The sequence below is a fragment of the Nocardia heshunensis genome (genome assembly GCF_054782115.1).
The window spans coordinates 21,272-38,198 of sequence record NZ_BAAGTC010000008.1 but is presented as its reverse complement, the minus strand read 5'-3'; the positions used below and the strand labels follow the sequence as shown (position 1 = coordinate 38,198).

Here is a 16,927-nt window from a genome sequence, read left to right as displayed (position 1 = left end):
GATGCTGAGTTGGATCGGGCCGAGTACCTGAATCCGCGGTTCGACCATAAGGCAGCAATTATTCCACCGCGCGCGGGCCGGACTCAGGGGAAACCGGAGAGCGAATTCGACTCGCGCACTCCGCTTCCTGCACGGGCGAATGTTTGGCAAATATATTTGTCCAGAAGACAAGGCCCAATCACCACGAAAGAGTCCCGGAAGCGGCCCGGCGAATACTTTTCGGTATGACCGCTACTCAGGGATTGCCAATGGTGACAGTAATGAGCAAGAGCGACGACTACGCGGCCGTGCTCGCACAGATCATGCGCGCCGGAGCTTGGCCGCCGGAAGTCGCGCAATCGCTGTCGGGTAGCTATGAGAGGAATGCCATGAGCCGGACTGACACGGTCGAGCCGCATACCGAGGGCCTCTACTGGGACCGCGACGGTGATATCTGGCAGCGGGAGGACGGGGGCTGGCGGCTCATTCTGCAGAGCGGCGTCGCCGTCGATCCGATCTCGCTCTGGGAATGGGACAACGGATGCGTGCGGGACTACGCGCCGTTCACCCCCGTGCAGTCGCTCCGAACAACGTAGTTTCCATCAGCCGGATCACCCTGGGCTGCGGGCAGATCGACGGATGCTCGCCGAACTCCCGGCCCAGGTCCACGACCAGGCCGAAGGCGGCCTGCACCAGAATGCGCGCCTCACCCTCGGAGAGTTCCGGGCGCACGGCCACCAGTAGCCGCACCCATTCGGCCACGATGAGCCGCTGCACATTGCGCAGCATGGTGCGCTCGTCGGCCGAGACGTGGCCGAATTCGGCGTAGTAGACGAAGGTCAGTTCGCGTTCGGCGAAGGAACCCGCGACGTACAGATCGACCAGTTTGCTCAGTGCCTCGGCCGAACTCGACGACGACGCCACCGCGGGACCGATCGCGCCCGAGACCCGATCCGCCGCCCGGCGGAAGGCCGCGGCCAGCAGATCGCCCTTGCTGCGGTAGTAGCGGTAGACGGCCGAGGCGGCCGACAGGTCGGCCGCGGCGGCGATGTCCTCGACGCTGACGTTCGGGTAGCCGCGCGCGTGGAACAGTTCGACGGCCTTCTTGAGCAGCAGCTCGTGCTTGAAGGACTGCGGGATCTCGACGGCGCGTGCCGCGATCGTTTCGGTGCCCTCCGGCGGCAGGTCGGTCGCGATGATGGCGTCGCAGGCCGAATGCAGCAGTGCGGTCAGCGATTTCGCCGGCAGGGCGGCATGGTGGTCGCCGATGCTGGAGATCACGCTCAGCAGGCTGACCGCCCGCACTGCGCGATCGTGACCGTCGAGTTCGGGACGGACGTCGCCGATCAGCGCGCGCAGCGTCGTCAGCGCGACCGTGAACTGGTCCTCGAGGGTCTGCCGGTCGGCGTCGTCGAGGTAGCGGCGCTCCCAGCGCACCAGCGTGACCGTGGACCGGTTGGCGATGGTGTCGGCGATCATCCGGTCGAGCACCCGGCCCAGGCGTTCGCGCGGGTCCAGGTCCTCGGACTCGTCGGGCGGGGTGGCGGCCTGCGCGGTCAGGTTGGCCAGGCGCAACAGTTCCTCGCGGAAGAGCGCGTACTTGCTCGGATAGTGCCGATACAGTGCGGCCGAGGAGATTCCGAGCCGGGTCGCGATGTCCTCCATGCTCACGCCGTGATAGCCGAGCGAACCGAACGCGGCGGCCGAGGTGGCGGCGATCTGGGCGCGCCGGTTCTTCGGGCGGCGGCGGATCACGCGCTGCGGCTGCTCCTCGACGGTCATATCGGCAATGGTAGTCACCAGGCAAAATCGCGGATGATCGACGCCGCGTCGGCGATCACCTAGGCTGCCCGCAGGATCCGAGTCGATCAGAACGGAGCCGGCATGCGCACGGTTGATGTTGAGCGCACCATCGCGGCACCGCAGTCCGATGTCTTCGACTGGCTCACCGATGTCACCAATTACCAACGGGTTCCACTGGTTCGGCGCGTCACGCTGGTGCGGCCGGGACATACCAACGGCAATGGCGAGGGCGCGGTACGGCTGGTGGTGACGCCGTTGCTGCGGCTCACCGAGGAGATCGTCGAATACGATCCGCCGCGGCTGATGCGCTACCGGCTGCTGAATTCCGTTCCGCCGCTACGACATCAGGAGGGTTCCATCCGATGCGACCCGTGCGCCTCGGGCACCCGGGTGCGGTGGTCGTCGACCTTCGAGATCGCCGCGCCCCTGTTCGCGCCGCTGTGGACGCGCCTGTTCCTGCCGGTGGTGCGGGGTGGTTTCGTCATGGTGTTGCAAACCGCGGCGCGGGAACTGCGCGGCGGGTGACGAGGGTTACCATCTGGGGCCATGGCGGAGATCAAGGTGGAGCGCCGCGGCGCGGTGGCGCTGGTGACGGTGCACGATCCGGACAAGCGAAATGCGTTGACGCTGGACCTGTCCGCGGATCTCGCGGACGCGGTCGCCGATGCGGAAGCCGACCAGTCGGTCCATGCAGTGGTGGTCACCGGGACGCCGCCCGCGTTCTGCGCGGGGGCCAACCTGGCCGAACTGGGCGAGGCCAATGAGGCCGGGCTGCGGTCCATCTACGAAGGCTTCCTCGCGGTCGCGCGGTGCAAGCTGCCGACCGTCGCGGCGGTCGGCGGACAGGCCGTCGGCGCGGGGCTGAACCTGGCGCTGGCGGCCGACGTGCGGTTCGCGAATCCCAAGGCGCGCTTCGACGCTCGGTTCCTGCGGCTCGGCATCCACCCGGGCGGCGGGATGACCTGGATGCTGCAGCGCGCGGTGGGACCGCAGCAGGCCGCGGCCATGACGCTGTTCGGCGAGGTGCTCGGCGCGGACGCCGCCGCGAAGGCGGGGCTCGTGCACCGCGTCGTCGACGGCGACCACGACGCGCTGGTGGCCGCCGCCGTCGAATTCGCCTCTGCCACCACCGATGTCCCGCGCGAGCTGCTCATCACCACCAAGCGCACCATGCGCGCCACCCGGGCGCTGGACGCGCACGCCGAGGCCGTGAGCACCGAGGTGGTGCCGCAGCTGGCCTCGCTCGAATCACCCGAATTCGCAGCGCGTCTGGCGGCGATGCAAGCCCGGATCGCCGGTCCGGCCTAGGGCTGGCCGGTGAAGTAGGCGATCCCGGCATCGAGCATCGGCTGCCCGCCCGCGGCGAGGAAACCGATACCCGCGCCGATGGCGACGCCCAGGAGCGGCGGGAGCACGAAGATCCAGAACGGGAGGGTGATCAGCCCGCCGATCGCACCGCCGATGAGTGCGCCGAAGACGCCGCGCTGCACCTGCTCGTTCCAGCGTTCCTGCGCGTCGATGTCGTGCAATGGCGTGGCGGTCGGGTGCAGCGTGAGCTCGGTGCCGCGCCGGTCGATCGTGGAGGTCAGCGTGATCTCCCGGCCCGCGGCGGCGAAGCCGAGCGGGATCGCGCCGACCGGAGTTCCGGCCGCGTCGGTGACGATGACCGCGCGGCTGTCCTCGGCCATGGTGAAGGTTCCGGCGTCCAGGGTGGTGACCACGGCGTCCCGATTCGGGGTGATGCTCGCGGAATAGCCGACGCCGCTTTGGCTTCCGTGTGTCGAGGTCACGAGGGTGGCGGGGAGCGCCGAATCCGCCTGGGCCGGTGCGGTAGCCGCCGCACAGGCGACGCCGATCGAGAGCGCGGCCACCAGCGCCGCGCGCAGTCCTGCCCGCTTCATCGCAGACCGCCCTGGCCCGCGCCGATGAAAGCGCCTGCGATGCCGCCGGTGGCACCCCAGGTCAGGCAGGTGAGCGGGGTGAGCGGGAACGCGATGACCGTCACGATCTGCAATGTGCTGCCGATGGCGCAGCCGATCAGCGCGCCGGTCACCGCCCCGCCGACCGCGCTGGAGGCAACCACGTCGGCGCGGCTCGGGGCCACCCCGAGCGAGCGCGCGAACTGGGAGATCTGCGCTTCCTGGGCCGCGGGAACGGCGTTGATCTGGTCGATCTGATCGGCGCTGAGGAAGTCGGGAGCGTCCACGCTCACATCACCGGCGCGCAAAACCCTGGCGGGCGGCACGATTTCGGCCACCGGCGGCGTGGGCTCGGGCGCGTGCAACTTCTCCGGTGCCAGCGGCGCGGTGTAATCGCGTTGCGGCACTTCGCGGTACGGCGCGTAGTCGGACTGCGGGGCGACGCCCTTGGCGTCGTCCTCGGGGGAGACGTACTGGGTCGGCTCCACCGGCTTCGCGGGTGCGGCGGTGCCGGGCTGGGGGCCGGTCGCGTCCGGCTTGGGGGCCGGGTTCGGGTTGGTGACGCCCGGCTGCGGGGCGATGAATTGCACCGGGTCCGCGTGCGCGACCGTGCTACCGGTGGCGATGGCGGTGATCGGGACTATGCCCAGGACCGCGCGTGCTGCCAGGCGCTGCGTGTTTGTCTGTCTGCGATGTTTCGCCACGTACTGTTCCCCGACCTTCGATTTCGTGCCCTGCCGCATTTTTCAATTCCGCGTTGCGAAATCCGGTTTTGTGGTAGGGCAATTCAATCGCAGTACATCGGGGTTGACAGGCGTGTGTCAAGTTCAGGACAGAGCGGTCAGGGCCATCTGTCGCAAGATCGGGCGGGCGCGGGTGGCCAGGGTGGCCGGGGCGCTGTGCGGCGTGGAGTTGATCAGGCCGAAGGTGGCGTGGGCCTGGACGCGGGCGGCCGGTTCGGGGAGATCCGGGTGTAGTTCGCGCAGTACCTGGACCCAGACCTCGACGTATTGGCGCTGGGTGCGGCGCACCTGGCGGCGGGCCGCATCGGGCAGGTTGTCCAGGTCGCGGTCCTGGATGCGGATGAGTTCCGGCTCGCCGAAGGCGAAGTCGAGGTGGAAGTCGACCAGTCCGTCCAGCGCCTGCTCGGGGGAGTCGGCGGCCTCGGCCACTGCCCGGCCGCCGTCGAGTAGCCGCTGACTGATTCCGACCAGCAACTCGACCAGCAGCGCTTCCTTGTTCGGGAAGTGCCGGTACACCGCCGGGCCGCTGATACCCGCCGCCGCGCCGAGGTCGTCGAGCCGCATGCCGAGGAATCCGCGGTCGGCGATGAGCCGTGCGCCCGCGTCCAGCAGTTGCTGTCGACGCTGCGCCTTGAGCTGCTCTCGACGCGTGAGCGTCACGGTTTCCGCACTGTTCACCGGGGCTCCTCTCGTCGGTGCTGGACAACTCAGTTAGTGAAGATTATCTTATTTTCCAGTTATTGGTGACTAACCGAACGGGTCCGCCCGGGCGGGGAGGCGGAGCGCATGACGCTGAGCGAGGAGACGCGGACCGGCCACCGGGCCGCGCACCAGGCGTTGGTCGGTGAGCTGCGGGCGCGGCTGGCCGTCAGCGCACTGGGCGGATCGGAGAAGAGCCGGGAACGGCACCTGGCCCGCGGCAAGCTGCTGCCCCGGCAGCGGGTGGACCAGCTGCTCGACACCGGCAGCCCGTTCCTCGAGCTGTCACCGCTGGCGGCCAACGGCATGTACGACGACGAATGCCCGGGCGCGGGCGTCATCGGCGGCATCGGCCGGGTGTCGGGGCGCGAGTGCGTGATCATCGCCAACGACGCGACGGTCAAGGGCGGCACCTACTACCCGATGACGGTCAAGAAGCATCTGCGCGCACAGGAAGTGGCGCTGCAGAACAATCTGCCGTGCATCTACCTGGTCGACTCCGGCGGCGCCTACCTGCCGCGGCAGGACGAGGTCTTCCCCGACCGCGAGCACTTCGGTCGCATCTTCTACAACCAGGCGAACATGAGCGCCAAGGGGATCGCGCAGATCTCCGCGGTGCTCGGATCCTGCACCGCCGGTGGCGCGTACGTACCCGCCATGAGTGACGAGACCGTCATCGTGCGCAATCAGGGCACCATCTTCCTGGGTGGCCCGCCGCTGGTGAAGGCGGCCACCGGTGAGGTGGTGACCGCCGAGGAACTGGGCGGCGGCGACCTGCATTCGCGCACTTCGGGTGTCACCGATCATCTGGCCGAGAGCGATCAGGACGCACTGCGCATCGTGCGCAATATCATTGCGACGCTGGGGCCGAAGACGCCGACGCCGTGGGATGTCGCGCCGACGGTGGATCCCATCGCGCCGCAGGACGAGCTGTACGACGTGGTGCCGGTGGATCTGCGGACGCCGTATGACGTCAGGGAAGTCATCACCCGCATGGTCGACGGTGGTGAGTTCCAGGAGTTCAAGGCCGAATACGGCAAGACGCTGGTGACGGGGTTCGCGCGGATCCACGGCCATCCCGTCGGGATTGTCGCCAACAACGGTGTCCTTTTTGCTGAATCCGCCATGAAGGGCGCGCATTTCATCGAGCTGTGCGACAAGCGCAAGATCCCGCTGCTGTTCCTGCAGAACATCACCGGCTTCATGGTCGGGCGCGACTACGAGGCGGGCGGCATCGCCAAGCACGGTGCGAAGATGGTCACCGCGGTGGCCTGCGCCCGGGTGCCGAAGCTGACCGTCGTCATCGGCGGCTCCTATGGAGCGGGCAACTACTCCATGTGTGGGCGCGCGTATTCGCCGCGCTTCCTGTGGATGTGGCCGAACGCGCGCATCTCGGTGATGGGCGGTGAGCAGGCGGCGTCGGTGCTGGCGACCGTGCGCGGCGATCAGAGCGAGGCGGATCTGGAGGCCTTCAAGGCCCCGATCCGCGCGCAGTACGAGGCGCAGGGCAATCCGTACTACTCGACGGCCCGGCTCTGGGACGATGGCGTCATCGATCCTGCCGACACCAGAACGGTTGTCGGCCTGGCCCTTTCGGTCTGCGCGCAGGCCCCGCTCGAGCCCGTTTCCTACGGCGTCTTCCGGATGTGATGACAATGATGAGCAAGGCACAACCCGTGTCGTTCGATACCGTGCTGGTCGCCAATCGCGGCGAGATCGCGGTGCGGGTGATTCGCACGCTGCGGGACATGGGAATTCGATCGGTCGCGGTGTACAGCGATGCCGATTCCGACGCCCGCCACGTGCGGGAGGCCGATACGGCGGTCCGGCTGGGTCCGGCTGCCGCGCGCGAGTCGTATCTGAATATCGACAGGGTGGTCGCCGCCGCCGTGCGCTCGGGTGCGCAGGCCGTGCACCCGGGATACGGCTTCCTGTCGGAGAATTCGGCCTTCGCGGCCGCGCTCGAGGCGGCGGGGATCGCGTTCCTGGGGCCGTCCGCGCGGGCCATCGAGATCATGGGCGACAAGATCACCGCCAAGAACGCGGTGGCGGAGTACGGGGTGCCGGTGGTTCCCGGCATTGCGCGACTCGGGCTCACCGATGCCGAATTGATCTCCGCCGCAGTCGAAATCGGGTACCCCGTGCTGGTCAAGCCCTCCGCCGGTGGTGGTGGCAAGGGCATGCGGCGGGTCGAGGATCCGGCCGATCTGCCCGCGGCGCTGGTCAGTGCGCGTCGCGAGGCGGGTGCCGCGTTCGGCGACGACACCCTGTTCCTGGAACGGTTCGTCACCCGGCCCCGGCACATCGAGGTGCAGATCGTGGCCGATCAGTTCGGTCATGTGCTGCATCTGGGCGAGCGGGAATGCAGCCTGCAGCGCCGCCATCAGAAGGTGATCGAGGAAGCACCGTCGCCGCTGCTGGACGCGCGGACGCGGGCCCGGATCGGCGCGGCGGCGTGCAATACCGCGCGCAGTGTCGACTATGTGGGTGCAGGCACGGTCGAGTTCATCGTCTCCGCCGACTCGCCCGACGAGTTCTTCTTCATGGAGATGAATACCCGGCTGCAGGTGGAACATCCGGTGACCGAGCTGGTCACCGGCATCGACCTGGTGGAATGCCAGGTGCGCGTCGCGGCCGGGCAGAAGCTGGCGGCCGCGCAGGAGGATATCAAGCTCACCGGGCACGCCATCGAGGCGCGGGTGTACGCCGAGGATCCAAGCCGGGATTTCCTGCCCACCGGCGGCACCGTGCTGGCGCTGTCGGAGCCGGACGGGCCGGGCGTGCGGGTGGATTCGGGGCTGCGGGCCGGGACGGTGGTCGGGTCCGATTACGATCCGATGCTGTCGAAGGTGATCGCCTACGGTGAGAATCGGGCGGCCGCCATCGCCAAACTCGATGCGGCGCTGCGCGATACCCAGATTCTCGGGGTGCGGACCAATACCGACTTCGCGCGGTTCCTGCTGGCGGATCCGGATGTGGTTGCCGGACGGCTGGATACGGGGCTGCTGGATCGCCGGGCGGTGGACTTCACGGCCGCCCCGGTCACCGATGAGCAGTTCATCGCGGCCGCGGCGCGTCTGTGGCTGGATCGGTGGCAGAGCGCGTCGGCGGATCCGTGGCAGCAGCCCACCGGCTGGCGGGCGGGTGCGCACGCGCCGATCGGCATTCGGCTCGTCGGCGGCGAGCGGACCGCGCACGTGTATCTGTCCGGTACTCCGGCGCAGGCCACGGCCTGGCTCGAGGACGGCGAAATGCGCACGCTGACCGCCGATTCCGACGGTGACACCCTGGTCCTGGCGCTCGACGGGCTGCGCACCCGGTTCCGGGTCGCCACCGGGGACGACCAGATCTGGGTGGCCGATCGGTCCGGCACCGTACTGCTGCGCGAGGTCGCCGAGGCCGATGCGCGGGCGGGTGACGCGCATGTCGGCGACGCCGAAATCAAGAGCCCCATGCCGGGTTCCGTCATCGCGATTCCCGTTGCCGAGGGCGACATCGTCGCCGCCGGAACATCGATCGTGGTCGTGGAGGCCATGAAGATGGAACATTCGCTCACCGCCCCCGTGGGCGGTCGTGTCGAACTGCTGGTAGTACCGGGCAGCCAAGTAAAACTCGATCAGCCGCTGGCCCGCATCATCGCCGAGGAGAACACCCCGTCATGACCGATTTCCTGTCCACCGGAACCCTGCCGGACGAGTACCGCGAACTCGCGCTCACGGTCCGCGATTTCGCGAATCAGGTGGTGGCCCCGGTCGCCGCGAAGCACGATGCCGAGCACAGTTTCCCCTACGAAGTCGTGGCGGGCATGGCGGATATGGGCCTCTTCGGCCTGCCGTTCCCGGAGGAGTTCGGCGGCATGGGCGGCGACTACTTCGCGCTGTGCCTGGCGCTCGAGGAGCTCGGCAAGGTCGACCAGAGCGTGGCCATCACGCTGGAGGCCGGAGTTTCGCTGGGCGCCATGCCGATCTACCGCTTCGGCAACGACAAGCAGAAGGCCGAATGGCTGCCGCTGCTGGCGAGCGGTCGCGCGCTGGGCGCGTTCGGGCTGACCGAGCCGGGCGCGGGCAGTGACGCGGGTGGCACCCGCACCACCGCCGTGCAGGACGGCGACAGCTGGATCATCAACGGCTCCAAGCAGTTCATCACCAACTCGGGCACCGATATCACCCGGCTGGTGACGGTCACCGCGGTGACCGGTGGGGTGGACGGCAAGAAGGAGATCTCCACGATCATCGTGCCGACCGGCACTCCCGGATTCATCGCGCATCCGGCCTACAACAAGGTGGGCTGGAACGCCTCGGACACCCATCCGCTGTCGTTCGACGATGTCCGGGTGCCGACGGAGAACCTGCTCGGTGAGCGCGGTCGCGGCTACGCCAACTTCCTGCGGATTCTCGACGAGGGCCGCATCGCCATCGCCGCGCTGTCGGTGGGCGCGGCCCAGGGTTGCGTGGACGAGAGCGTGCGCTACGCCAAGGAGCGGCAGGCGTTCGGGCAGAATATCGGCAGCTACCAGGCCATCGCGTTCAAGATCGCCCGGATGGAGGCGCGCGCCCACATGGCTCGCACCGCCTACTACGACGCGGCCGCACTCATGCTGTCGGGCAAGCCGTTCAAGAAGCAGGCGTCCATCGCCAAGCTGGTCGCCAGCGAGGCCGCCATGGACAATGCCCGCGACGCCACGCAGATCTTCGGTGGCTACGGGTTCATGAACGAATATGCTGTGGCGCGGCACTATCGCGACAGCAAGATCCTGGAAATCGGTGAGGGCACCACGGAGGTGCAGTTGATGCTGATCGGGCGGGAGCTCGGCCTGTGACCGAGACAGCTAAGCGGGTCGTCCAGCGCGGCTTGTGGTTCGACGAGTTCGAGATCGGTGTGGTGTACGAGCACCGGCCCGGCCGCACCGTGACCGAGGCCGACAATGTGCTGTTCACGACGCTGACAATGAATACGCAGGCGCTGCATCTGGATGCGGCGTTCTCCGAAGCGTTGCCGCCCTTCAACCAGCGGCTGGTCAACTCCATGTTCACGCTCTCCACGCTGGTCGGCCTGTCGGTCGCGCAGTTGACCCAGGGCACCATCGTCGCGAATCTGGGCTTCTCCGAAATCGCTTTCCCCAAACCGCTTTTCCACGGCGACACCCTGTACGCGGAGACCGTGATCACCGAGCTGCGGGAATCCAAGAGCCGGCCGGGCGAGGGAATCGTGACCTTCGCGCACACCGGACGCAATCAGCACGGGGACGTCGTGGCGACCGCCAACCGGAAGACCCTAGTGAGAAAGAAACCGGTATGAGCTGGGAAATGCCCGGTCCCGCTTGGCTTTTCTGCCCCGCCGACCGGCCGGAGCGCTATGGCAAGGCGCTAGCAGCGGCCGATGTGGTCATCATCGATCTCGAGGACGGAGTCGCCGAGGCCGACAAGGCGGCAGCCCGCGAGGCGCTGATCGCCACCCCGCTGGATCCCGAACGCACCGTGATCCGGGTGAACGCCGCGGGCACGCTCGAGCACATGCTCGATCTGGACGCGCTGATCCGCACCGAGTATCGGCGGATCATGCTGCCCAAATGCGAATCGGCCGAACAGATCACGCGGCTGGCCGACTACGAGGTGATCGCGCTCATCGAATCGCCGCTGGGCGCGCTGGCGGTGGGCCGGGCGGTCATGGTGCGCAATGCCATCGGCGTGATGTGGGGCGCGGAGGATCTGGTCGCGGCGCTGGGCGGGAATTCCTCGCGGCACGCGGACGGCGGGTATCGGGACGTGGCACGGCATGTGCGGTCCCAATCCCTTCTGGCGGCCAAGGCTTACGGGAAGTTCGCGCTGGATTCGGTGTATCTGGACATCAAGGACCTGGACGGTCTGGCCACCGAGTCACTCGATGCGGTGGCCATCGGCTTCGACGCCAAGGTGGCCATTCACCCGAGCCAGGTGCCCGTCATCCGCACCGCCTACGCGCCTGCGGCCGCGGAAGTGGACTGGGCGAGCCGGGTATTGGCGGAAGCCCCGAATCATCGTGGTGTCTTCACCTTCGAGGGGCGCATGGTGGACATGCCGGTCATCCGGCATGCCGAGCGGATCGTGCAGCGGGCGGCCACCGCCGGCAGCGCTGGATTCGCGTCGTAGAGAGGTAGTGCGGTGGAACCACAGTGGGTGCCGAGCGAGACGGATATCGCCGAGGCGCAGGTGACCAGCTTCGGGCTGTTCGCCGAGAAGCGCACCGGGGAGTCCCTGCCGGACTATCGGGCGCTGTGGCAGTGGTCGGTGGACGATCTGCCCGGGTTCTGGGGTGCGCTCTGGGACTATTTCGATCTCGGTGAGCGGTCCGGCGAGGTACTCGGATCGGCCGAAATGCCGGGGGCGCAGTGGTTTCCGGGGACGACGCTGAACTATGTCGATCAGGTGGTGCGGCACGCTCGTGATGATCGGCCCGCCATTCTGTCGGTGGACGAGACCGGGGAGGTCACCGAGATCTCTTGGGCCGCAATGATTGCCACGGCTGCGAGCCTTGCTCACACCTTGCGTGAGCTGGGTGTGGGACCGGGAGACCGGGTTGCCGGGTACCTGCCGAATATCGCCGAAGCCGTGATCGCCTTCCTCGCCACCGCCTCGATCGGGGCCGTGTGGAGTGCTTGCGGCCAGGACTATTCGGCGCAGGCGGCGCTGGATCGACTGGGGCAGCTGGAACCGAAGGTGCTGGTCACCGCCGACGGATACCGGTTCGGTGGCAAGGTGCACGACAAGACCGCGGATATCGCAGCCCTGCGGGCGGGGTTGCCGTCGGTGAACGCGACCGTCGTCGTTTCGCGGATCGGCGTGACCGTGCCGGATTCGCTGGCCTGGCAGAGCATCGATCCCGGTGACGAGGACGTGGACTGGCCCGTCGAGCCGGTCGATTTCAGTCATCCGCTCTGGGTGCTGTACTCCTCCGGCACCACCGGCAAGCCCAAGGGCATCGTGCACGGGCACGGCGGCGTGCTGCTGGAACATTTGAAAGCCGTTGCCCTGCAATCGGATATCGGGGAAGACGACACCTTCTTCTGGTACACCAGCCCCAGCTGGATGATGTGGAACTTCCAGGTCGCCGGACTGCTTGTCGGTGCGACCATCGTCTGCTACGACGGCAGCCCGGCCGCACCGCGGCCGGATGCCCTGTGGGAGTTGGCCTCTCGTACCGGCGCGACCGTGCTGGGTTCCAGCCCGGGGTACGTGCTGGCCTGCATCAAGGCCGGGTCCGTGCCGCGCACCGACCACGACCTGTCCGCGCTGCGGCTGATCGGGATCACCGGGTCGTCGCTGCCGCCGTCGTCGTCACTGTGGTTGCGCGACAATGTCGGTGAGCGGGTACCGGTCGCCTCCATCAGCGGCGGCACCGATGTGGTCTCGGCGTTCATCGGCGGCGTGCGCACCGTGCCGGTCTGGCCCGGTGAGCTCTCGGCACCGTATCTCGGTGTGGCCCTGGACTCCTGGGACGAGCAGGGCAATCCGGTGCGCGACGAGGTCGGCGAACTGGTCATCACCAAGCCGATGCCGTCCATGCCGGTGGCCTTCTGGAACGATCCGGACGGGGCCCGGTACCGGGACGCCTACTTCGAGATGTTCCCGGGTGTCTGGCGGCACGGTGACTGGATCACCATTACCGAGCACGGGAGCATCATCGTGCACGGGCGGTCGGATTCGACCCTGAACCGGCAGGGCATCCGGATGGGTAGCGCCGACATCTACCAGGCCGTCGAGGCATTGCCGGAGATCGCGGAGGCGCTGGTCATCGGGGTCGAAATGCCCAAAGGTGCGTACTGGATGCCGCTTTTCGTGACGCTGGCCCCGGGCGTCGAACTCACCGACGAACTGAAGCAGCGCGTCAATGCGACCATTCGGGCCGAGGTGTCGCCGCGGCATGTACCCGACGTCATCATCGAGGCCCCGGGCATTCCGCACACTCGGACCGGCAAGAAGCTGGAAGTGCCGATCAAGAAGCTGTTCCAGGGAGCGGAGGTGTCGACCGTGGTCGCGCCGACCGCCGTGGATGCTCCGGAACTGCTGGCCTGGTACGCGACCCAAAAGCCGTGATTCAACTGGGCCGGGCGACGACCAGCAGGACATGTGCCGGTTGGTCGTCGACCAGGTGCCAGCGGTCGCGGACCGTCGAGGGGAAGTCCACGAAATCGCGGGGGCCCAGTCGGATTAGGCCGACGCCGATCAACTCCACGTCGAGGCTGCCCGACACGATGTAAACGCCTGTCACGCCGGTGGATTCGAACCAGCCGCCGATGAACTGGCCCGGCTCGACGAGGTATTCGATGACCTCGAGCGGGCTGTTCGGGCGCAGGTGCAGCGCGCGGCCCACCGCGGCGTCCGGACGATCGCCGACCGGCAGCCGCAGGCCCTCGCCCGCGCGCACCACGGTCACCCGGTCGGTATCGGGGGCCGGGAGCAGATCGCCGGGGGTCACACCGAGCGCGGTGGCCAGGCGATAGGTGGTGACCATCGAGGGCGCGCTCACCCCGCGCTCGATCTGACTCAGGAACGGCTGGCTGATGCCCGCGCGGCGGGCCAACTCCCGCATCGACAGCCCTGACTTCTCACGCAGTTCGCGGACGACGCCGCCGATGAGTGCGGCCAGGGCAGATTCCTCGTTCACGTCATCCAGTATGCCCGATCCGATTGCTGTGACTTATCACCCGTGTTTTACTCGAAGCGAGAGAAAGGCGGGGCTGTGACTTTCCAGGTACCGATCATCGATATCAGCGCGTTCGTCGGCGAAGGTAGCGCGGCGGACCGGGCGGCGGTGGCACAGGCGATCGACGCGGCCTGCAGCACTGTCGGATTCATGCAGATCGTGGGACACGGTGTGCCGCAGGAAGTTCTGGACGACTTCGCGGGCGCGCTGGACGGGTTCTTCGGGCTGGAGTTGGCGGTGAAGAAGCAATACCAGGTGCCGCCGCCGATCAACCGGGGCTACTCGCCGCCCAAAAGCGAGAGTCTGAGCTTGAGCCTGGGGGTAGAGCAGGCGTCGCGGATGAACGACTTCTTCGAGGCGTTCAATGTCGGGGTCGCGGCGTCGGATCACCCGGGGTTGGGTCTGCCGGCGGTCGAGTATGCCGAAAATGTCTGGCCTGCCGAGGTTCCCGACTTCCGTGCGCCGGTGTGGGCCTACTTCGCCGAGGCCGGACGAGTGGCCCGCACGCTGGCGGGTGCCTTCGCGCAGGCGCTCGCGTTGCCTGCCGGATACTTCGAGCCGTTCATCGATCATTCGCAGGATGTCCTGCGCATGAACAACTATGCGCTGCCGCCGGGCACCGTCGACCTGGACGGCGACCTCACCGGCATGGGCGAGCACACCGATTACGGCATTCTCACCGTGCTGTGGGCCGATCAGGTCGCGGGATTGCAGGTGCTGGGCTCCGACGGGGTCTGGCACGACGTCGCGCCCGCGGACGGCGCGCTGCTGGTGAATCTCGGTGATCTCATGGCCCGTTGGACCAATGAACGCTGGCTGTCGACCCTGCATCGGGTGAAACCGCCGGTCGTGGACGGCACCATTCGGCGGCGGCGCAGCGCGGCCTACTTTTGTGACGGCAATGCCGACGCGCTCATCGAGACGCTGCCGTCGTGCCTCGGCGACGGCAGCAAGTACGAACCCGTCACCGTGGCCGAGCATTTGCGCGTCAAATTGGCGGGATCGCGCTACCTGCAACCGAATACGAACGCGCCGCGGGAAGCCGCCCGGGTATTGGCGGCCACCGAGCAGTCGTCAATGGGTGCCGGGTAGGCGGCGGCGTCCGGTGGTCACTTCCGACGCCAAATCCTCATAGCCGACCGCCAATTCGGCCAGATGCTCCCAGGCGATGGTGAGCTCCTGACCGGATTCGCGGGCCAGCGCGGCATAAGCGGCGGCGGTGAGCCGGGCCAGCCGGTCGATGACCGCGCCCAGGGTTTCGGTGTGCACCCGGGCCGCCCCGTGTGAGGGCGGCAATTGCCCGGTCACCCAGCGGTCGATATCGTCCACCAAATGCGTTCTCACGGTGTCGAGTTGGGCCAGTTCATCCGGCTCCGCGCACAGTAGACGCTCGTGTAAAGAGGTCAGATCGTGCGCCGCGCGCAGCAGTGGATGTCCGGGCTGACCGGTCCCTCGACACGCCTGAAGGACTTGGTTCTTGGATGGCAGTGTGTCCCTCATCGAGACTGCTCCTAATACCGCGACCTGCGAATTCCCAGCACATTAGTCAGCGCAGATGACAGTTGGATGTCTGCCGGTTCAACAGCCCACTTCCATTCTGCTATCGAGAATTCGCAGCGCCGGGTACTCGGCGGTGAGGGTTCAGGCGGTGGCGCCGCCGTCGATGACCAGATCGTGCCCGATGACGAAACTCGATTCCTCCGACGCCAGCCACACCACGGCCGCCGCGATCTCCGCCGGATCGCCGACCCGACCGACCGGAATTGCGCCGGCCACTCGGGCGTCGCGATCGGCGCGAGTTTCACCGGGGCGGAAAGACATCGGCGTATCGGTCGCGCCGGGGCTCACCGCATTGATGCGAATGCCGTCGCCGATATGGTCGCGCGCGGCGGTCTGCGTCAAGGCACTGACGGCGGCCTTGGAAGCGGCATAGGCGGCCAGTCCCGGGCGGCGGCCGTGCGCACCGATATTCGATGCCATATTCACAATGGCGCCCCCGCCATTGCCACGCATATGGGCGATCTGGTGCTTCATGGACAGGAAGACGCCGGTCAGATTGACATCGATGACCCGATGCCAGTCGATGTCGTCCAGCTCGCCGACCGGACCGGGGGTACCCAGGATTCCGGCATTGTTGAATGCCACGTGCAGCCCGCCGTGCCGCCGCACCACCTCGGCCACCATTTCCTCGACCTGGAAGGCATCGGTGACATCGGCCTGCACCCAGTCGGCCTTGCCGCCATTGGTGCGGAGCTGCGCGGCCGCGCGCTCGAGCTGCTCGGCATTGCGCCCGGCCAGCACCACGGTGGCGCCGCGATCGGCAAAGGCCTGTGCGGTCGCGCCCGCGATGGCTCCGGCTCCGCCGGTGATCAGCACGACCTTGTCGTCGAAACGTGTGGTCATGAGAGACACACTCCCCTTCTTTTTGCGAATCTCAACGGATTGTGGAACGAATGGTCTTGAATGTGGACAGGTGGGACGGCTGTGGATAAATCGGAAAGCCGTTCAGCCGAGCGCGGATACGGCGATCTTCGCCGCATCCGTCAGGCGCGCAGCCGAATCCGGTGCCCGCTCCAGAACTCGGATGCCCTGGAAGAAGACCAGGAGGAATCGGGCAAGCGCGCGGGGATCGGAATCCGCGGACAATTCCCCCTGCGCGCGGGCCCGCAGCAGGGCCGCCGTGAGGGTCGTCTCGAGGTGTGCCCAACTGGACTCGACCAGCCGCGCCACCGCCTCGTCGCGGCGGGCGAGCTCCACGGCGCTGTTGACCACCATGCAGCCCAAATAGGAGTCCGGACTTGAGGCTTCGTGAATGAACCGCTCCACCAGCGCCCGCACGGCAGGCAACACCGGACCCGGCTGCGACAACTCCGTCATGATCACCGGATCGGTGCTCTCCAGATACCGCTGCAGCGCCTTCAAAAACAGGTCCCGCTTGCCCCCGAAGGTCCCGTAGATGCTCGCCTTGGCAATCCCCAGGTGCTCAACCAGATCCGCCATCGACGTCGCGTCGTACCCGCGCTCCCAGAACAATTCGAGAGCGCGGCGCAAGACGATGTCGGGATCGAACTCCTTGCTCCTTGCCATGCCGGCAACCTACCG

18 protein-coding genes are annotated in these 16,927 nt (G+C 67.5%); 10 read left to right on the top strand and 8 right to left on the bottom strand.

Going from position 1 to position 16,927, the window contains the following annotated elements; translation table 11 throughout:
- Positions 1 to 260: 260 nt before the first annotated feature.
- Positions 261 to 575, top strand: a complete 315-nt coding sequence (locus ACYVN4_RS26435) for a hypothetical protein (protein ID WP_460724714.1) — start codon at positions 261 to 263, stop codon at positions 573 to 575.
- Here ACYVN4_RS26435 and ACYVN4_RS26430 read toward each other — a convergent pair.
- Positions 544 to 1,761 carry a TetR/AcrR family transcriptional regulator gene (locus ACYVN4_RS26430; protein ID WP_460724713.1) on the bottom strand — a complete coding sequence of 406 codons (1,218 nt, stop codon included), beginning with the start codon at positions 1,759 to 1,761 and terminating at the stop codon, positions 544 to 546. The two genes, ACYVN4_RS26435 and ACYVN4_RS26430, sit on opposite strands and share 32 nt — an antisense overlap.
- Positions 1,762 to 1,863: 102 nt before the next feature.
- On the opposite strand from ACYVN4_RS26430, the gene ACYVN4_RS26425 reads away from it, so the two are divergent.
- Both ACYVN4_RS26425 and ACYVN4_RS26420 read left to right on the top strand, forming a co-directional pair.
- Positions 1,864 to 2,307: an SRPBCC family protein gene (locus ACYVN4_RS26425; RefSeq protein ID WP_460724712.1), complete on the top strand. Its 444-nt coding sequence runs from the start codon at positions 1,864 to 1,866 to the stop codon at positions 2,305 to 2,307.
- A gap of 21 nt (positions 2,308 to 2,328) precedes the next feature.
- Positions 2,329 to 3,090 (top strand): enoyl-CoA hydratase, encoded by a 762-nt coding sequence (locus tag ACYVN4_RS26420; RefSeq protein ID WP_460724711.1) that lies wholly within the window; start codon positions 2,329 to 2,331, stop codon positions 3,088 to 3,090.
- Here ACYVN4_RS26420 and ACYVN4_RS26415 read toward each other — a convergent pair.
- From ACYVN4_RS26415 to ACYVN4_RS26405, 3 genes are all read right to left on the bottom strand, one after another.
- Positions 3,087 to 3,683, bottom strand: coding sequence for a hypothetical protein (locus tag ACYVN4_RS26415; protein ID WP_460724710.1), 597 nt, complete (start codon positions 3,681 to 3,683; stop codon positions 3,087 to 3,089). The two genes, ACYVN4_RS26420 and ACYVN4_RS26415, sit on opposite strands and share 4 nt — an antisense overlap.
- The gene (locus tag ACYVN4_RS26410; protein ID WP_460724709.1) at positions 3,680 to 4,405 is read right to left on the bottom strand and encodes a hypothetical protein; all 726 of its coding nucleotides are present in this window, start codon (positions 4,403 to 4,405) and stop codon (positions 3,680 to 3,682) included. Before ACYVN4_RS26410 ends, ACYVN4_RS26415 begins: the two co-directional genes overlap by 4 nt.
- Positions 4,406 to 4,528: 123 nt before the next feature.
- Positions 4,529 to 5,122, bottom strand: coding sequence for an SACE_7040 family transcriptional regulator (locus ACYVN4_RS26405; protein ID WP_460724708.1), 594 nt, complete (start codon positions 5,120 to 5,122; stop codon positions 4,529 to 4,531).
- 108 nt (positions 5,123 to 5,230) lie between these two features.
- Here ACYVN4_RS26405 and ACYVN4_RS26400 point away from each other — a divergent pair, with 108 nt between their 5' ends.
- Genes ACYVN4_RS26400 through ACYVN4_RS26375 form a run of 6 tightly spaced genes read left to right on the top strand, consistent with a single transcriptional unit; the run spans position 5,231 to position 13,215 of the window.
- Positions 5,231 to 6,793, top strand: coding sequence for a carboxyl transferase domain-containing protein (locus tag ACYVN4_RS26400; RefSeq protein ID WP_460724707.1), 1,563 nt, complete (start codon positions 5,231 to 5,233; stop codon positions 6,791 to 6,793).
- 5 nt (positions 6,794 to 6,798) lie between these two features.
- A complete protein-coding gene (locus ACYVN4_RS26395) occupies positions 6,799 to 8,805 on the top strand; it encodes an acetyl/propionyl/methylcrotonyl-CoA carboxylase subunit alpha (RefSeq protein WP_460724706.1) in 2,007 nt (668 codons plus the stop codon).
- Entirely contained in the window at positions 8,802 to 9,962 is a 1,161-nt protein-coding gene (locus tag ACYVN4_RS26390; RefSeq protein WP_460724705.1) for an acyl-CoA dehydrogenase family protein, read from the top strand. The genes ACYVN4_RS26395 and ACYVN4_RS26390 overlap by 4 nt, the downstream gene beginning before the upstream one ends.
- Complete coding sequence (locus ACYVN4_RS26385) at positions 9,959 to 10,441, top strand: MaoC family dehydratase (RefSeq protein ID WP_379360124.1); 483 nt, start codon at positions 9,959 to 9,961, stop codon at positions 10,439 to 10,441. Before ACYVN4_RS26390 ends, ACYVN4_RS26385 begins: the two co-directional genes overlap by 4 nt.
- Positions 10,438 to 11,271 (top strand): HpcH/HpaI aldolase/citrate lyase family protein, encoded by an 834-nt coding sequence (locus ACYVN4_RS26380; RefSeq protein WP_460724704.1) that lies wholly within the window; start codon positions 10,438 to 10,440, stop codon positions 11,269 to 11,271. The genes ACYVN4_RS26385 and ACYVN4_RS26380 overlap by 4 nt, the downstream gene beginning before the upstream one ends.
- Positions 11,272 to 11,283: 12 nt before the next feature.
- Positions 11,284 to 13,215, top strand: coding sequence for an acetoacetate--CoA ligase (locus ACYVN4_RS26375; protein ID WP_460724703.1), 1,932 nt, complete (start codon positions 11,284 to 11,286; stop codon positions 13,213 to 13,215).
- 1 nt (position 13,216) lies between these two features.
- On the opposite strand, the gene ACYVN4_RS26370 is transcribed toward ACYVN4_RS26375, so the two are convergent.
- Positions 13,217 to 13,786: a helix-turn-helix domain-containing protein gene (locus ACYVN4_RS26370; protein WP_460724702.1), complete on the bottom strand. Its 570-nt coding sequence runs from the start codon at positions 13,784 to 13,786 to the stop codon at positions 13,217 to 13,219.
- Positions 13,787 to 13,861: 75 nt separating this feature from the next.
- Here ACYVN4_RS26370 and ACYVN4_RS26365 point away from each other — a divergent pair, with 75 nt between their 5' ends.
- Positions 13,862 to 14,917, top strand: a complete 1,056-nt coding sequence (locus ACYVN4_RS26365; RefSeq protein ID WP_460724701.1) for an isopenicillin N synthase family dioxygenase — start codon at positions 13,862 to 13,864, stop codon at positions 14,915 to 14,917.
- Here ACYVN4_RS26365 and ACYVN4_RS26360 read toward each other — a convergent pair.
- The 3 genes from ACYVN4_RS26360 to ACYVN4_RS26350 form a co-directional block, all read right to left on the bottom strand.
- Positions 14,900 to 15,325: a DUF4254 domain-containing protein gene (locus ACYVN4_RS26360; protein ID WP_460724700.1), complete on the bottom strand. Its 426-nt coding sequence runs from the start codon at positions 15,323 to 15,325 to the stop codon at positions 14,900 to 14,902. The genes ACYVN4_RS26365 and ACYVN4_RS26360 overlap by 18 nt on opposite strands.
- Before the next feature lie 141 nt (positions 15,326 to 15,466).
- Positions 15,467 to 16,228 carry an SDR family NAD(P)-dependent oxidoreductase gene (locus tag ACYVN4_RS26355; protein ID WP_460724699.1) on the bottom strand — a complete coding sequence of 254 codons (762 nt, stop codon included), beginning with the start codon at positions 16,226 to 16,228 and terminating at the stop codon, positions 15,467 to 15,469.
- Between the two features lie 102 nt (positions 16,229 to 16,330).
- Positions 16,331 to 16,912 carry a TetR/AcrR family transcriptional regulator gene (locus ACYVN4_RS26350; protein WP_460724698.1) on the bottom strand — a complete coding sequence of 194 codons (582 nt, stop codon included), beginning with the start codon at positions 16,910 to 16,912 and terminating at the stop codon, positions 16,331 to 16,333.
- Positions 16,913 to 16,927: the final 15 nt, after the last annotated feature.

What these genes read in the sequence shown, in the direction of transcription:
- ACYVN4_RS26420 (WP_460724711.1), top strand. Translation starts at nt 2,329, where the DNA reads ATGGCGGAGATCAAGGTGGAGCGCCGCGGCGCGGTGGCGCTGGTGACG.
- ACYVN4_RS26415 (WP_460724710.1), bottom strand. Translation starts at nt 3,683, where the DNA reads ATGAAGCGGGCAGGACTGCGCGCGGCGCTGGTGGCCGCGCTCTCGATC.
- ACYVN4_RS26400 (WP_460724707.1), top strand. Translation starts at nt 5,231, where the DNA reads ATGACGCTGAGCGAGGAGACGCGGACCGGCCACCGGGCCGCGCACCAG.
- ACYVN4_RS26390 (WP_460724705.1), top strand. Translation starts at nt 8,802, where the DNA reads ATGACCGATTTCCTGTCCACCGGAACCCTGCCGGACGAGTACCGCGAA.
- ACYVN4_RS26360 (WP_460724700.1), bottom strand. Translation starts at nt 15,325, where the DNA reads ATGAGGGACACACTGCCATCCAAGAACCAAGTCCTTCAGGCGTGTCGA.
- ACYVN4_RS26355 (WP_460724699.1), bottom strand. Translation starts at nt 16,228, where the DNA reads ATGACCACACGTTTCGACGACAAGGTCGTGCTGATCACCGGCGGAGCC.
- ACYVN4_RS26430 (WP_460724713.1), bottom strand. Translation starts at nt 1,761, where the DNA reads ATGACCGTCGAGGAGCAGCCGCAGCGCGTGATCCGCCGCCGCCCGAAG.
- ACYVN4_RS26350 (WP_460724698.1), bottom strand. Translation starts at nt 16,912, where the DNA reads ATGGCAAGGAGCAAGGAGTTCGATCCCGACATCGTCTTGCGCCGCGCT.
- ACYVN4_RS26435 (WP_460724714.1), top strand. Translation starts at nt 261, where the DNA reads ATGAGCAAGAGCGACGACTACGCGGCCGTGCTCGCACAGATCATGCGC.
- ACYVN4_RS26395 (WP_460724706.1), top strand. Translation starts at nt 6,799, where the DNA reads ATGATGAGCAAGGCACAACCCGTGTCGTTCGATACCGTGCTGGTCGCC.
- ACYVN4_RS26425 (WP_460724712.1), top strand. Translation starts at nt 1,864, where the DNA reads ATGCGCACGGTTGATGTTGAGCGCACCATCGCGGCACCGCAGTCCGAT.
- ACYVN4_RS26380 (WP_460724704.1), top strand. Translation starts at nt 10,438, where the DNA reads ATGAGCTGGGAAATGCCCGGTCCCGCTTGGCTTTTCTGCCCCGCCGAC.